Genomic DNA, 14,921 nt, shown 5'->3' on the forward strand with positions numbered 1-14,921 from the left:
ATGTTATAGGGGTGGTAAAATGAAAATAGAATTTATAAAACCACATAAATTAGGTGGTATACAGTTTGATACAGGGAATCAATTAGAAATCAATAAGGATGTAGTTTTTGAAATAATGAATGATAAATACTATTTGTTGATTTTTAATGGATTAAGATATGATATCTTAAAAGAAGATATTAAAGTTATTGAAAATGATTTTTAAAGAATTGATATAAATGGCAATGGACTTATTGGACATTGTCATTTTTGTATAAGCGGGATATTTATGTTAAAATAAAGAAAGCTAAAAGATAAACAAAGAATATCTATAATAAGAGCTACTTGTTATAAAATAAAATTAAAGGAACCTCTAAATTAAGTTATAATTAGTTTGAAGACAAATTTAACTTAAGGAGATTCCATATATGAATTATAACCAATTAGAAAAGATAAAGCAATTAACAGATCAAACATTAATTATTGGAACAGATGTTTCAAAGAATTTTCATGTTTCTAGAGCACAGGATTTTAGAGGTATTGAATTTGGAAAATCAATCAAGTTCAACAATGATATTATCGGTATTCTTGAATTTGAAAAATGGTTCAAGCAATTAATGGAAGGTAATGGTAAAACAGAAGTTGTGATTGGTATGGAACCAACTGGACACTACTGGATACCATTAGCGAGATGTTTAAAGAATATGGGCTATAAGGTTGTAACAGTCAATCCGGCAGCTACTAAAAAGGCTAAGGAACTAGATGACAACAATCAGTCAAAACAGACCATAGGGACGCAAGAGTTATTGCACAATTAGTTAAAGATGGCAGATATACAGAGCCAAATCTTTTGGATGGTTTTTATGAAGAATTAAGAGAAACAACTAAGATTAAAAAGATTTTAACTGGTGATATGGTTAGAACCAAAAATCAGATTACAAACTGGTTTGATAGATATTTTCCAGAATATGCGAAAGTATTTAAAAAATGGGATAAGAAGACATTACTATGGATAATCAAGAAATATAGATTTCCAATACTTATTGCCAAACTTGATCCAGAAGAAGTTTATATAGAGATAAAAAAGGACAATGCCAAGGGTATAGGAAGAAAAAAGATTAAAGAAATTATTGAAGCGGCAAAGACATCTATAGGAATTACAGAAGGATTAAAGTCTGCTTCTATAGAATTTGATTATCTTATCAGTAAATATGAAAAATTCACAGATGATTTAATAAATCTAGATATTTATATTCAGGAACTCATTCAAGATTGTGATGAAACAAGTAGAGTCATGGAAATAAATGGATTAGGTTTAAATACAGCAGTAGGACTCATCAGTGAATTAGGTGCAATCAGTCAATATAAGTCACCAAAACAGTTGAGCAAGATGGCAGGTTTATCATTAGTGGAAGATAGCTCAGGAAAGAAAAAAGGGAAAAGAGTGATAAGCAAGCGAGGAAGGTCCAATCTTAGAAAGTTATTGTATCAATGCATTGTCTCTATGCTTAGTCACAATGAAGAATTTCAGGAATTATATGCTTATTACACAAAAAGAAATATGAATCCGCTAACAGGAAAAGAAGCTATCGTTGCATTAATGAATAAGTTATTAAGAATTATACACACACTTATAACAAAGAAAGTGAAGTATGATCCCAAAAAAATGTTAAATGATATCAGGCGACAAGAAGGATACTTTGTAGTTGCTTAATATATAAATGTTTAAGTATTTAGAAAAATACTTCTATAACATGCATGACACCCTCTGCATGAAATAGCACAATTTCATATGACAAGAATGGTTACCCTGGTGCATCTCCTTTCGGACTTGATCCTGAATACGAGCTTAAGGGAACTCAATTATAAATATGCTGGACGAAAGTAGTTTAGGGCAAGACCCTGTTAGTGAGAGGTATAGCTTTTATGATTGGTATGAGTTTAGACCAAATTGTCAAAAAAACAACGTGTTGTCATATTTTTTAAGTCGGCCAAAAACAGGGGAATTAATCAATAAAAGCTTAAAAACGTTTATTGAATATTTGTTGGTTGAAATCAAAACTGTTTTAAATATTAATGATTTAGTTAAAAAGGAAATTTTTGATGTTTAAATATATTAAAATTTAGAAAAAATTTACTTGATTTAGAGAGGAGATTATTTTAATGAAAAATGTTTTGGTTACGGGTGGTACGGTATTTGTTAGCCGTTATGTTGCTGAATATTATGTGAAAAAAGGCTATAATGTTTATGTCTTGAATCGGAATCATCATCCTCAATCACAAAAAGTTAAACTGATTGAAAAAGATAGAAATCATATAGATGATAGTTTAAAAGCTTTCCATTTTGATATTGTTTTTGATATTTGTGCTTATAGAGCTAGGGATATTCATTTATTATGTGATGCTCTTGGTAGTTTTGATCAATATATTTTTGTGAGTTCAAGTGCTGTTTATCCTCAGGATGCACCTCAACCATTTACAGAGGAAACAAAACTAGGTCCAAATTATTATTGGAAAGATTATGGTATAAATAAGATTGAGGCAGAAAAAGCTTTATTAGAAAGAGTTCCTGATGCTTATATTTTACGACCACCATATCTTTACGGACCAATGAATAATGTTTATCGTGAAGCTTTTGTTTTTGATTGTGCTTTAAAGAATCGAAAATTCTATCTTCCTTTAGATGGACAAATGCAGTTACAATTTTTTCATGTGGAAGATTTATGTCATTTCATGGATGAACTTATTGAAAAAAGGCCATTACAACATATTTATAATGTTGGGAATTTAGAGACGATTTCTATTAAAGATTGGGTTGAATTGTGTTATGAAGTCGTAGGGAAACAACCTGAATTTGTTCATGTCTATGATAAAATTGAACAAAGAAATTATTTTTGTTTTTATCATTATGAATATAAACTTGATGTTAAAAAACAATCAGAGTTATTATCTTCAACAATTTCTTTAAAAGAAGGTTTAAAAGATTCTTATCAATGGTATATTCATCATCAACAAGATGTCAATAAAAAGCCTTTTTTTCAATATATTGAAGATGTTTTAGCTAATAAATATTGATGAAATGGAGTGAGTGAAATGAATCAAAATAACAAGAAAGAACCAAATAATCAATTTAGAGGTTTAGGAATATCAATAGGATTATGTATAGGGGTAGTGTATGGAATTATTTTCGATAATCTTTCTTTAGGCATAAGTTTAGGACTTTGTTTTGGAGTAGTATTTGGGACATTTATAAATAAGAAGTAGTGGATTTGTTTGATAAAAAGAAGATTCCACCTTTTTTCGCCTAATAGGGGATATGATGTCATAACTATTTCAGTTATATTTTGGGTATAAAAAGGAGGAGTTTATCATGAATCAGAAAATGATTGGAGAATATATTGCGAAAAAAAGAAAAGCAAAGAATTTAACTCAGATGATGCTTGGAGAAAGACTGGGAGTTAGTTATAAAACTGTCTCAAAATGGGAAAATGCAAAATGTATGCCTGACTACAGTATTGTCGAAAGCTTGTGTCAAGAACTAGGAATAACTATAACTGAGTTAATGAATGGATGCGATGATCAGCAATTACATGATAATCAAGCTTTATCAGTTGATTTATTGAAAAGGATTCAACATCTAGAACAATAAAAAATTTTATTATATGGTTTTTTGTTAATGATTATGGGTGTCTTGATGATAATTGTTTCTTATTTTCTTAAGAGCAGGGTTCTTGCTGATTTTTTCTCAGGGTTACTTAAGGGAATAGGAATTGGTGATATATTAATAGGGGTTTATTTAATTGTTAAAAGTTTTGGGCAACCGTAAGATGATATTAATCAATTCAATTGATAATTGACTTTGATGTTTTCTTAAAAATTATGAGAAGTAAGAAATGGGATTTATGTATAATGATGATTATATGTGATTACTATTTTTATATGCAGTCATCTAAAAATAGTCATATACTTTTTGGATATCAAACGGAAATGTCAATGAAAAATAAAGATACATGAAAATCTGCTCAGTGGCTAGTAGATTAGCCTTATTATTTTTTTATTATATTCAATTGAAAGAACATTAGGAAAAAATTTAGATAAAGTAAGAATAAAGCTTTTATAATTTTATCAAAAAACTGGATAAGAAAACTTATCCGGTTTTTAACAGTTGGTTGAAGATACTTTTTGAAGTTTAGCTTGTAATATTGATTCTAATCTTGTTATTGAATTGATAAGTGATTGAACAGATTGATTTAATGTTAACATTTGATTTGAACTTATATTTTCCATATTGACAAATCTTTGAATTTTTTCTCCTTCGGCATTTAAAATATGCGATAGGGCAGTTTCTTGCATAGCGACAGATTGAATAACATCAGTAAATGCTTGACATCTAGGCGTTAAAATAAAAACGATGATAGTATCAGTGTTATTATTAGGATTAGGATCTGGAGTTGATGAAGTTACACTTGCAGTATTGATAAATGGCGAAGTTATAGTTTCTGGAATAGTCGCTTGAATGAGAATAGTTCTTGTTTGTTGATTAAAGAGTGTTCCTAGATTCAAAGTACCAATCCATGGAAAGAATGTTGTACCACCATCAATTGAATATTGTACTTGGGTTAAAAATGGTGGAATAGCATCGGTTAGGATAACATTTTCGGCTGAAGAAGGACCTAAATTTGTGATATTTATTTCAAAAGTTATATCAGTTCCTGGTTCAACAGGATTAAGAAATGCAGTTTTTTGAATGGCTAAATCAGCCAATGCTTGAATAGTTACAGCCACTTCATTGGTTGTGATATCATAAATACCAGGAATACCTCCAATAACTGGAGTATAGGCATAGCGGATATGCGCAGTATTGATTGTTGGATTAACAGCGGGAATAAAATCAGCTCTTGCTTCAAATGTGACAGTTACACTTTCACCACCTTGAACATCCGGTAAAGCAAAACCAATATTTGGATTCGCATCAGCAAATGAAACTTGATTAATCAAAACACTTCCTAAAACAAAGGATAAACCATTAGGAATAGTATCTTGGAAAAATAAATCAGTTAGTGGACTTGTACACGTATTGGTTAATGTAACACTATATTGGACTGTTTCACCAACATCAACAATGGAACGATTGACAGTTTTAACAGGAGTAAATTCAGGAACAAGAATTTCAGTTAATGAAATATCATCAATTGCATAGTCATTTCCAATGACTTCAGGACCTTCACTCAAAAATTCTACAGTTAAGGTTGTATTGTTTAAAGAATTAATGACTGTTCCGATTTCTTTCCATTCAGGAGCATTGGTATTGACAGGGATTAAAGCACCTAATGTTGCTTGATAAATAACATTGTTATTTTGATCTAAAATAACTACACCGAGTTCTGGATTTGGATAACCAGGAACTTTGAAAAGATTTAAAATCCAGGCAGAAAATAAATAATTGGTATTTGGTTGAACATTGACAACACTTTTAAAGAATATTGCCCCAGGATTGAACCCATTGACAATCGTCATACGACCTGTCTCGTTACCAACTGTATGATCCGCAATGCGCCACCAGGCACCAATATTCGTGCTCATCGAATTAGTCATGATATTTTGAACGGTATATTCACCATCTAATGGAGTAAAAACATCTGGATTTGGTAAAACATAAGTGAAATCTGGAGTGACTTCGGGGTATGGTTCCACTGGTGCCCCTGTATTAGGTGGAGTACCAGCTGGGAAAAAGCCAAATGTGCCATTATCGGCATCAGTAATTAAGTTTTCATCAGTAGTGATGGCACAAGGATCTAATATATCTTCGATTGGGGTATAGATGACTGGCCCATTTAAGAAATTTTGATTTGTTATGTCAGTATCATTGACTGTAACAAAGAGTGTATCAGGACTTAATGAATCTAAATTGGTTGAGCCTGTTGGTGGATTGTTAACGGTAAAAATTGGTGGATTGATTCCTTCTGGTATAGGTCCAATAGTTGCATTATTAAAATTTCCAGGGGTTGCCACACCAGGTGTACCATACGATTCAACAATGCGATATTGTCCATTAGGAACATTGGTAAAAGTATAATTTCCATTACTATCAGTAAGAACCGTTAACCTTAAAGATGTTGTTATATTTTGTAAAACTATAGATACATTAGCAATACCACTATCACCTGATGTGATTGATGCACTTCGATCGCGATCAAAGATAACTCTACCAGTTATATTGGCCATATTTTTCACCTCCTTTTATGAATTGAATAAAAAAATCATGTGATTATTGAGGAATAAACTTGAGAAGTAGAAGAAATGATTGGTGAATTATTGAAATCAAAGAGTTCTAATTTTGATTGCAATAGTATCTCTAAACGAGCAATTGTATTGGTCATATTTTCAACTGATTGATTAACCATTAGTAATTCTTCAGGCGTGACATTTTCCATTGCGACAACAGCTTGAATCTTTTCTCCTTCAGCATTTAAAATATGTGACAAAGCTGCTTCTTGTAAAGCAACAGATTCAATTAAATCGGTAATGGCTTGTTCTCTTGTGCCATTTCCTGGCGTAATGACTGGCATTCCCATTTAAATCACCTCCCATTCTTATTGAAAGAATAATGAATTGATATCTCATGATTCTTCAAAATATAGTATGTTTATTTAAAAACAATGTGTAAGGAATATAACCAGAACACACTTTTTATCAAAATACATATGATAAAGTGATATGAATAAAAGAGGAGGTGCGAAAATGGATGAGCTTCAATTAGAACTCATAAATGATTTACCTAAACAAAGACATTCTCTTTATCAAAATATGACTTTTGATGGTCAATCTTTTTATTTAACAAATCCTAAAGAAAATGCCATTGTAATGCTGGATGAACAATTTCAGTTTGTGAAAGAATATCATATGAATAGACCTTATCAATTGATTTGTTATAATAAGAAAAAAGATTGCTTTTATGCTGTTGATATGAATCAATCAGAATATGTTTATCAATTAAATCATCAATTAGAAGAAATGAATTATTTTTGTATTAGTGAATATAAAGAACCTTATGCTAAGATAATGAATATCACTTATAGTGAAAATCATGATGCATTGATTATTGTTTTTGATAATCAAATGATAGAAATGAATGATAATGGGGAAGTCTTTTTGTTAAGTCAAAATCTTAATCAAGAGAGTTATCATTGCTTTTTAGATTTTGGGTTATATTATATTGTTATTGTTTGGCATAAAGATCAGCAATGTCTTTATTTATTCCACCAAGATGGATGTCTTATTAAACAATTCTGTATTCCTTGTGATTATAAGATTATTGATATTGTTTTAACATCTCATTGTGATCAGCAAACTTTAGAATTTCTTATCTTAGCCATTAAAAATTGTCGAATATGCCTTTTAAGATGTGTTATTTGTATAGAACCATGTTCATGTTGTAAAGAAAATTGTTGCACGATTCCTTGTGTTGAAAAAAGAGTATGTGACATACTTGAATCCATTGCTTTACAAGAAACAGCCTTATCACATATTATCAATGCAGAAGGTGAAAAAATCCAAAAGGCAATTGATATAGCAACTGATGTTTGTGATTTATTAAAGATTGATCAATCAGTCAATCAAACAATCACACAAGTGATGCTTTTAGAAAATGTACTCTATAGTAAACTTCAAGCAATTTTACAAGAAAAAGAGTGTCGTTAGACGAATGGAGAGGTATTATGAATAACGAATACGAGCCAGGAAAGGTTATTATGGCTTTTCGTCAGAAGATGAATTCAAAACAAAAGCTATATGAAAGCTTAAATGTAGTTTTACAGGACATTGAATATGAGAACGTTGAATTGATTTTTCATTCGCAAAATGATGAAGGAGATATTTTTCTTGTTAGATTGAAAGATAAACATCCACAGGCAGTTTTTGATGCGATTGAAAAGATAGCTATGTATCCTGATATTGATTATGTTGAAGCTGATTATATTGAAAACAAGCATTTGAATGCTAATGATCCACTTTATAGTCAGCTTTGGGGTATTCAAAAGATTAAAGCGCCACTTGCTTGGAATTATACAACGGGAAGTCAAGAAGTTGTTGTTGGTATTATTGATACAGGGATAGATGACAGCCATCCTGATATTAGAAGGAATATGTGGCAATCTCCACAAGGAAGGATTGTTAATGGATGGAATTTTGCTGATGATAATCAGTTTTCAATGGATGTGGACGGACATGGAACGCACGTTGCAGGTACAGTTGGAGCAGTCGGTAATAATTATATTGGAATTACTGGAGTCTGTTGGAATGTAAAGGTTGTATCCATGAAGTTTGGATTGGATGTTGCCTCAGCTATTGCGGCGATTGATTTTGCGAATGCTTTTCATATTCCTATTTTAAACGCAAGCTGGGGTGGACGGGTTTATTCTTTAGCTTTAAAGCAAGCAATTGATCAATATGATGGTTTGTTTATTGCTTCAGCAGGAAATAATGGAGAAAACAATGATATTTATCCAATTTATCCAGCAACTTATGAAAGTGCAAATATTATTTCCGTTGCCGCCATTTCACCTTCAAATGAATTAGCAGGTTTTTCTAATTATGGGATAAAGAGTGTTGATATTGCTGCGCCTGGAACAAGTATCTTAAGTTTGGATTTACAAGGTGGTTATTCACCATTAAATGGAACATCAATGGCAGCACCACATGTGGCTGGAGCAGCGGCTTTATTAAAATCATACTTTCCATCATTGTCACCTCTAGCCATTAAAAACATTATTTTAAATAATGTGACAAAGCTTCCACAATTAAAAAACACAATAAAAACCAGTGGTTTGCTTAATCTTGAAGCTATGTTTGAGGGAGCAAAACAACAAATGAGACAGAGAATAGAGTGATTTTTCATGATATTCTCTTTTTTTTGTGACAAAAGTCATAAAATTGTTTTAAAAAATGATAAAAACAATGTAATATTTTGTAAACCATGTTACAATACCAATGTGAAAAATATAAGCTATATAAGGGGACAAAATGAAAAGAATATTATTTATTGAAAAAAAACAAAGAAATCTTGTTTTAGGATTGTTTGGTCTGATTTTTATTATTGTTGCAGTATTGTCTTGGACAATTACTCAAAAAGGACAGGAGGTTATAGATACCGAAGTTCAAAACTATTTAACTGAAACATCTCAACAAACATCATATAAAGTGAATCAAAGAGTGAATCATAATATTGATCAATTAACAATTTTAGCGCAACATTTAAATCATGTTGATAAAAACCAATATCAAAACTTAATTTTTGATACTGTTGATAATAGTGCTTTTGAATGGATTGGTTTTATTAATAAAGATGGTGTTTTGGATGTTGATGGCTTAGGGAAAAAAGATATGAGCAAGGTAGATGTCATAAAAAATGCCCTTCGTGGTGAAGGTGGTGTCAGTAATAAACTTGTTAAGGTTTATAGTGATGTAGGTGGAGCATTATATGCTATTCCATTTCGTGGTCATGATGCTGATATTGTGGCAGTAGCAGGCTGGATACCACCATCAACAATGAAATTATTATTAAATACAGATACATTTTCAGGAAGTGGCTTTTCTCATATTATTTCAAAAGATGGCGATTTTATCTTGCATTCAAATAATACCAATGCATTAATTGGTGGTGATAACTTTTTTAAAACATTTAAAAAAGTATCAGTTATGGAAAAAGGCTATTCATTAGATAAAATGATTCAAGATATTAAAGATGGTAAGAGTGGGATTGTTGAATTTAATGTTAAAAACAAAGAATCACGCTCTTTAACTTATACTCCACTTGCCAAAGGAGATTGGTATTTGCTTTCAATTGTTCCAACGGATGCACATTCTCAAAATATTACTGGATATATGTATTATGCATTATTGTCGTTGACAATCTGTGTTGTTCTCTTATTTTTAGTAGTTGTCTTTATTATTTTAAGAATTACAGCTAAGAAAAATCAGGAAATTACAGATATTGCTTATAAAGATTCAATTACGGGTGGATATACGCAAATTCGTTTTGATTTAGAGTGTCGTAAGATTTTAAAAGATTTTAAACCTTTTACTTTTGTTTCTTTAGATTTACGTAAGTTTAAATTGATTAATGATTCCTTTGGGAGTCAATTAGGAAATAAAGTGCTTAAACATATTCATGAATGTATTTTAGAAAATATTAAAGATGATGAATTTGTTGCGAGAATTAATGCAGATAATTTTAATATTATTTTACAAACTACTGATCCAGATATTATTGAAGAACGTTTAAATAAAATATCTGATGATATTAATGGTTTTGATATTCAAAAGAATGTACCATATTTTTTACCAATTACTTGTGGTAGTTATATTGTCACAGATAGTTCTTTAGATTTGGTTTCTATTAGGGATAAAGCTAATATTGCACGTAAGAATGCAAAAGATATCAATAGTTATTACTTATGTTCTAATGCTTATTATAATGATATTGAACATCAAAAGATGATGAAAGAAAAAGACATGGAAAACATGATGGAAAAAGCTTTAGAAGAAGAACAGTTTATTGTTTACTTACAGCCAAAAGTAAGTTTAAAGACGGGAAAAGTTATCGGCTCTGAAGCTTTAGTCAGATGGGATAATCCAATAAATGGATTAATACCTCCTAATGATTTTATTCCTTTCTTTGAAAAGAATAACTTTATTGTTAAATTAGATATGTATGTTTTTGAAAAAGTATGTCAAATTTTAAGAAAATGGATTGATGAAGGCAAAGATGTTTTACCTATTTCAGTTAACTTATCGAGAAATCATTTACAAAATTCAGATTTCTTAAAGGATTATAAAAATATTCAATCAAAATATCAGATTCCTTCTGAATTAATTGAAATTGAATTAACAGAAACAGTGGTTTTTGAAAATCTTGAAATCTTACGTCATATTATTAATGAAATACATAATTGTGGTTATAAATGTTCAATGGATGATTTTGGAAGTGGTTATTCTTCATTAAATGTTTTAAAAGAAATACCAGTAGATATTTTAAAATTAGATAAGGTTTTCTTTGGTAAAGAAAATAATCAAAGAGCAAATGATATTGTTGAATCGGTTATTCGTTTAGCAAAGAAATTAGGAATGGAAACCATTGCTGAAGGAATTGAAACAATTCCTCAAGTTGAATTATTAAGAAGTATGGAATGTGATATGATTCAAGGATATGTTTTCTCTAAACCTGTTCCGGTTGATGAATTTGAAAAAATTATTCAATTAGATGTTCCAATGATGAAGATAGAATAATGAAAAATCCCCAAAGCACATAAGCTAAGGGGGGGTTATTATGCTTTGAAGGTATAATAAACTATGAATAATAGGTATTTGAAATATTTATAGAAATGAATAAAATAAGAGATGTAAAAGTCAAGGAGGAGAAATTTATGACAGCATTATCAACATTATTTCCTGTTTTATTTATGGTCTTATTAGGTTTGATTTCAAGAATAAAAGGATTTATTACGCCAGAACAAAAAGAAGGGGCTAATACAATCGTTTTCAATGTCTTATTTCCAATATTAATTTTTAATATCTTATTAACATCAAAAATTGAATCATCAGCAATATTCATTGTGGTTTATGTATTTATTGCATTTTCATTAGCTATGGTTATTGGAAAATTATTAGGAAAATTTACAGGTCAACATTTTTCGCATATTTCACATTTCATGTTAACAACATGTGAAGGTGGAAATGTTGCATTACCTCTTTATACATCTATTGTTGGGGTTGCTTATGCAAGCAATACAGTTATCTTTGATTTAGCAGGAACATTAATAGCATTTGTTGTGATTCCGATTTTAGTTGCTCAAAAGAGTGCTGGAGAAACAACTTTTAAAGAATTAATGAAAACCATTTTTACCAATTCATTTGTAATTGCAGTTATGTTAGGATTAATTCTTAATTTAACAGGTGTTTATGATATGTTATCTCAAAGTGCTTTGATTGATGTTTATACAAATACTGTCTCAACAGCAACAGCACCAATTATGGGAATGATCTTATTTGTTATTGGATATAATTTAAAGATTAATTTAGCAACAATTGGATCAATATTAAAATTGTTAGTTGTGAGAGTTATCTTTTATATTGTGGTCATTGCTGGATTCTTTATTTTATTCCCTCATCTTATGGCAGAAAAGACATATTTAATGGCTGTTCTTATCTATTTTATGTGTCCAACAGGATTTGCTTTACCTATGCAAATTTCTCCATTGTATAAGAGTGATGAGGATGCTAACTTTACTTCAGCATTTATTTCATTGAACATGATTATTACTTTAATTGTTTATGCAGTTGTAGTTATATTTATTGCTTAAAGAAGGTGAAAATCCTTCTTTTTCTATTATCAGTAAAATAATTATGATAAAATAAGATTATCAATATTTAAGGAGCAGATATATGAAAAAGATGATTCCCTATATGTTAATATTAATACTTGTTTTTTATGGTTTACCATTATTTATAAAAGAGACAATACTTGCAATGATTGCTTTATTATGTCTTATTCCTTTGATTACATTTATTGTTTCATTGCTGTATGGCTACAAACAAATTCAATGGATCATATTTCCGTTTGTTGTAGGTTGCTTATTTTTACCAACAATCTTTTTATTTTATAATGAAAGTGCATTGATATATACATTTATTTATGGTGGAATAAGTTTTGTGGGAGCTTTGATTGGACATTTTTTAAAGAAAAATTAAAATTTAATTTCATTGATTATTTGTTACAATAACTCATGAAACAGATATAAAACTGCTTTTTGAGGAATTCAATGATGTTAAGGAAATTAAAGTTTCTTTTTTTCTTATGAAAATAAGTGTATAATGGAATAAAGAAAGAAGGTCAGTCATATGGAAAAAAATGAACTTAATGAAGTTTTAAAGGATGTTCAAGCATTGTTGGATGCTTCATCATGTTGTCAAGAAGCAAAAGATGCCGCACTTGCATGGAAAGAGGCACTAGGTACGACAGAAGAAAAAGTAAAAGCTCAGGCACTTTTAAAAGAATTAGAAGAAGATATCATGCCAATTGATGATTTGATTGGTTTTGCTATGTCGGATGCTGGAAAGGCATGCTTTGGTGAAAAAATGGCTCAAGATATTTCAACTCATGCTCAAGAAATCAAGGCCAAAGGTGCACTTTATTGTGATTGTCCAGCTTGCCAAGCTGCTGAAGCTATCTTGAAAAAGAAAGATTTACTTTTAAAATAGGCATCCAACAATGCCTATTTTAAAAAATGAAGGGGAAATATGGAATATTATTATTTAGATGATGCAATATATGTGGATAAAAAAGATGGGACCAAAGTGCATTATTTTATTTTTGATGAATTTGAAATCCATTATAATAGCATTGCTCCACATACCTCACAACAATGGCATTTTCATTCTAAAATAGAAGAAGTGATTATGGTGACAAAAGGAAGCTTGACTTGCTATTGGGTGGAAGATGATATAAGAAAAAAGAAAGTTCTTAAAGAAAAGGAAATCATTCGTGTTCAACAATCTGTTCATACTTTTGCTAATCAAAGTGATCAAGAGGTTGAATTTACTGTTTTTCGCTTTGTTCCTAATGGGATCAATAAACATGAACTTATAAAAAATGATAAAGAAGTTGTAGAAAATATAAAAAGGGGTTGTGAAAATTTATGGTAAAAAAGATGATTCATGTCATCATTGCTTTGGTCTCTATTTTTTGTGGTGTTTTTGCTTATTTAAAAGGAGATGTTGAAGCATACTTATGGTCAAAAAACAAACAAGCTGCAATAACACAAAGTCAAATTGATAAAAATAAAACAACAGATTATACGGGAAAACCAGCAGGAAAAGATATTGTTTCATTAAAAACAATAACAATGTGGGATAAGGTTTTAAATAATATTGATTATGTGACAGTTACGCCAAAAAGTATTCAAAAAACGAATGTTTATACATTGGCTCCTTGGGAAGATTATTATACCAAAAGACGTAATGGTACATCATGGCGTCAAAAAGCGACTGTTAAAACAAGTCCAATTGATTATAATTTTGGGTATCTTCCTTACTATATTATTGAACTGCCAGATGGTCATCATATTTTTGCCCAAATGAATCGTTCGCTTGCTAGTGAAATAGCAAATGGTCAACAAGTTCAATTACCTTTAGGACAAAAGAAAGGAATGAGTCAAACTGCGAAAACCAAATTATCAAAGTATGCAAAAGACTATAATGTTTCTACAAAATATGTTTTCTATTCTCTTGATAATACATGGCAAAAAGAACATGCGCAAATGATTTTTTATCTAAAAATAGCCATTGGTGTTATTGTATTCTTTATCATTGGGGTTGTCTTAGAATTAATAGCTCAACGTTTTTTAAATAAAAGATAGAAGTTCTCATAAAGGGAACTTTTTTGTTTAGATTTTTGTGATGATTATCATAATAAATATATGAAACCATCACAAAAACTAAAAATATATCAACATGCAAAACGTGATTATTATCGTTTAGCAAGCGATTTTCAAGAACACCGTCATTATTCATTTTCACAAATAAAACAATATTATCAAGACTGTGGTGAAGATAATGGTTATGTTTTTATCATTTATATAGGCATCATTAAGGCTTATCTTATACCTTATCGCAGTGATTGTTCTTATACTAGTTTCAATCATACCTATGCTTTATCACATCATTTAGTTATCTATTATCAACAAGCAGAATTTGATAGTTTAAGTATTCAAAAATTACAACAAAAAATAAATTTTTATAAAAATGCAAAAAAATAGTTTCTTTTTTATCTTTTCTTGTTTCATGATATAATCCCATCTTTGACAATTTATAAGCAATAAAAGTCCTGAACCCAATGTGTATAAACGGTTTCAGGACTTTTTGGTTCTGTAACGAATATGCGTAAA

At 29.9% G+C, this 14,921-nt stretch carries 15 protein-coding genes and 1 pseudogene; 14 read left to right on the top strand and 2 right to left on the bottom strand.

The genetic code is table 11. The features are described from left to right. The first annotated feature begins 19 nt into the window (after window positions 1-19). The 5 genes and pseudogenes from EDD60_RS14865 to EDD60_RS16245 all read left to right on the top strand — a co-directional run bounded on the left by EDD60_RS14865 (window position 20) and on the right by EDD60_RS16245 (window position 3,628). On the top strand, window positions 20-205 hold the full coding sequence (locus EDD60_RS14865; protein WP_066450519.1) for a hypothetical protein: 186 nt from the start codon (window positions 20-22) through the stop codon (window positions 203-205). 202 nt (window positions 206-407) lie between these two features. Beyond that, a pseudogene (locus tag EDD60_RS14875) lies at window positions 408-1,693 on the top strand (IS110 family transposase). 449 nt (window positions 1,694-2,142) lie between these two features. Further along, window positions 2,143-3,054, top strand: coding sequence for an NAD-dependent epimerase/dehydratase family protein (locus EDD60_RS14885; RefSeq protein ID WP_066450508.1), 912 nt, complete (start codon window positions 2,143-2,145; stop codon window positions 3,052-3,054). Window positions 3,055-3,072: 18 nt separating this feature from the next. Continuing rightward, the gene (locus EDD60_RS16145; protein WP_165973160.1) at window positions 3,073-3,243 is read left to right on the top strand and encodes a hypothetical protein; all 171 of its coding nucleotides are present in this window, start codon (window positions 3,073-3,075) and stop codon (window positions 3,241-3,243) included. 106 nt (window positions 3,244-3,349) lie between these two features. Next, on the top strand, window positions 3,350-3,628 hold the full coding sequence (locus EDD60_RS16245; RefSeq protein WP_207905386.1) for a helix-turn-helix domain-containing protein: 279 nt from the start codon (window positions 3,350-3,352) through the stop codon (window positions 3,626-3,628). Window positions 3,629-4,137: 509 nt separating this feature from the next. On the opposite strand, the gene EDD60_RS14895 is transcribed toward EDD60_RS16245, so the two are convergent. Together EDD60_RS14895 and EDD60_RS14900 are read right to left on the bottom strand one after the other, a co-directional pair. Next, on the bottom strand, window positions 4,138-6,204 hold the full coding sequence (locus EDD60_RS14895) for a DUF11 domain-containing protein (RefSeq protein WP_066450505.1): 2,067 nt from the start codon (window positions 6,202-6,204) through the stop codon (window positions 4,138-4,140). Between the two features lie 35 nt (window positions 6,205-6,239). Further along, window positions 6,240-6,554, bottom strand: a complete 315-nt coding sequence (locus tag EDD60_RS14900) for a hypothetical protein (RefSeq protein WP_066450503.1) — start codon at window positions 6,552-6,554, stop codon at window positions 6,240-6,242. Window positions 6,555-6,720: 166 nt separating this feature from the next. On the opposite strand from EDD60_RS14900, the gene EDD60_RS16250 reads away from it, so the two are divergent. The 9 genes from EDD60_RS16250 (at window position 6,721) to EDD60_RS14945 (ending at window position 14,792) form a co-directional block, all read left to right on the top strand. Next, window positions 6,721-7,680, top strand: a complete 960-nt coding sequence (locus EDD60_RS16250; protein WP_066450500.1) for a hypothetical protein — start codon at window positions 6,721-6,723, stop codon at window positions 7,678-7,680. A 17-nt stretch (window positions 7,681-7,697) separates the two neighbouring features. Continuing rightward, window positions 7,698-8,867 carry a S8 family peptidase gene (locus EDD60_RS14910; protein WP_066450497.1) on the top strand — a complete coding sequence of 390 codons (1,170 nt, stop codon included), beginning with the start codon at window positions 7,698-7,700 and terminating at the stop codon, window positions 8,865-8,867. Window positions 8,868-9,000: 133 nt separating this feature from the next. Then, window positions 9,001-11,265, top strand: coding sequence for a bifunctional diguanylate cyclase/phosphodiesterase (locus tag EDD60_RS14915; RefSeq protein ID WP_066450494.1), 2,265 nt, complete (start codon window positions 9,001-9,003; stop codon window positions 11,263-11,265). A gap of 137 nt (window positions 11,266-11,402) precedes the next feature. Then, entirely contained in the window at window positions 11,403-12,338 is a 936-nt protein-coding gene (locus EDD60_RS14920) for an AEC family transporter (protein ID WP_066450493.1), read from the top strand. An 82-nt stretch (window positions 12,339-12,420) separates the two neighbouring features. Continuing rightward, on the top strand, window positions 12,421-12,726 hold the full coding sequence (locus EDD60_RS14925; RefSeq protein ID WP_066450490.1) for a hypothetical protein: 306 nt from the start codon (window positions 12,421-12,423) through the stop codon (window positions 12,724-12,726). Window positions 12,727-12,876: 150 nt separating this feature from the next. Next, entirely contained in the window at window positions 12,877-13,236 is a 360-nt protein-coding gene (locus tag EDD60_RS14930) for a molecular chaperone Hsp90 (RefSeq protein WP_066450486.1), read from the top strand. Window positions 13,237-13,275: 39 nt separating this feature from the next. Continuing rightward, window positions 13,276-13,680: a cupin domain-containing protein gene (locus tag EDD60_RS14935; RefSeq protein ID WP_066450483.1), complete on the top strand. Its 405-nt coding sequence runs from the start codon at window positions 13,276-13,278 to the stop codon at window positions 13,678-13,680. Then, window positions 13,674-14,393: a hypothetical protein gene (locus tag EDD60_RS14940; protein ID WP_066450480.1), complete on the top strand. Its 720-nt coding sequence runs from the start codon at window positions 13,674-13,676 to the stop codon at window positions 14,391-14,393. Before EDD60_RS14935 ends, EDD60_RS14940 begins: the two co-directional genes overlap by 7 nt. Before the next feature lie 60 nt (window positions 14,394-14,453). Next, on the top strand, window positions 14,454-14,792 hold the full coding sequence (locus tag EDD60_RS14945) for a hypothetical protein (protein ID WP_132226529.1): 339 nt from the start codon (window positions 14,454-14,456) through the stop codon (window positions 14,790-14,792). The last annotated feature ends 129 nt before the right edge of the window (window positions 14,793-14,921 follow it).

The sequence above is a fragment of the Longibaculum muris genome (assembly GCF_004343035.1).
In the GTDB taxonomy this organism is placed as follows: Bacteria; Bacillota_I; Bacilli_A; order Erysipelotrichales; family Coprobacillaceae; genus Longibaculum; species Longibaculum muris.

What these genes read in the sequence shown, in the direction of transcription:
- EDD60_RS14865 (WP_066450519.1), top strand. Translation starts at nt 20, where the DNA reads ATGAAAATAGAATTTATAAAACCACATAAATTAGGTGGTATACAGTTT.
- EDD60_RS14885 (WP_066450508.1), top strand. Translation starts at nt 2,143, where the DNA reads ATGAAAAATGTTTTGGTTACGGGTGGTACGGTATTTGTTAGCCGTTAT.
- EDD60_RS16145 (WP_165973160.1), top strand. Translation starts at nt 3,073, where the DNA reads ATGAATCAAAATAACAAGAAAGAACCAAATAATCAATTTAGAGGTTTA.
- EDD60_RS16245 (WP_207905386.1), top strand. Translation starts at nt 3,350, where the DNA reads ATGAATCAGAAAATGATTGGAGAATATATTGCGAAAAAAAGAAAAGCA.
- EDD60_RS14895 (WP_066450505.1), bottom strand. Translation starts at nt 6,204, where the DNA reads ATGGCCAATATAACTGGTAGAGTTATCTTTGATCGCGATCGAAGTGCA.
- EDD60_RS14900 (WP_066450503.1), bottom strand. Translation starts at nt 6,554, where the DNA reads ATGGGAATGCCAGTCATTACGCCAGGAAATGGCACAAGAGAACAAGCC.
- EDD60_RS16250 (WP_066450500.1), top strand. Translation starts at nt 6,721, where the DNA reads ATGGATGAGCTTCAATTAGAACTCATAAATGATTTACCTAAACAAAGA.
- EDD60_RS14910 (WP_066450497.1), top strand. Translation starts at nt 7,698, where the DNA reads ATGAATAACGAATACGAGCCAGGAAAGGTTATTATGGCTTTTCGTCAG.
- EDD60_RS14915 (WP_066450494.1), top strand. Translation starts at nt 9,001, where the DNA reads ATGAAAAGAATATTATTTATTGAAAAAAAACAAAGAAATCTTGTTTTA.
- EDD60_RS14920 (WP_066450493.1), top strand. Translation starts at nt 11,403, where the DNA reads ATGACAGCATTATCAACATTATTTCCTGTTTTATTTATGGTCTTATTA.
- EDD60_RS14925 (WP_066450490.1), top strand. Translation starts at nt 12,421, where the DNA reads ATGAAAAAGATGATTCCCTATATGTTAATATTAATACTTGTTTTTTAT.
- EDD60_RS14930 (WP_066450486.1), top strand. Translation starts at nt 12,877, where the DNA reads ATGGAAAAAAATGAACTTAATGAAGTTTTAAAGGATGTTCAAGCATTG.
- EDD60_RS14935 (WP_066450483.1), top strand. Translation starts at nt 13,276, where the DNA reads ATGGAATATTATTATTTAGATGATGCAATATATGTGGATAAAAAAGAT.
- EDD60_RS14940 (WP_066450480.1), top strand. Translation starts at nt 13,674, where the DNA reads ATGGTAAAAAAGATGATTCATGTCATCATTGCTTTGGTCTCTATTTTT.
- EDD60_RS14945 (WP_132226529.1), top strand. Translation starts at nt 14,454, where the DNA reads ATGAAACCATCACAAAAACTAAAAATATATCAACATGCAAAACGTGAT.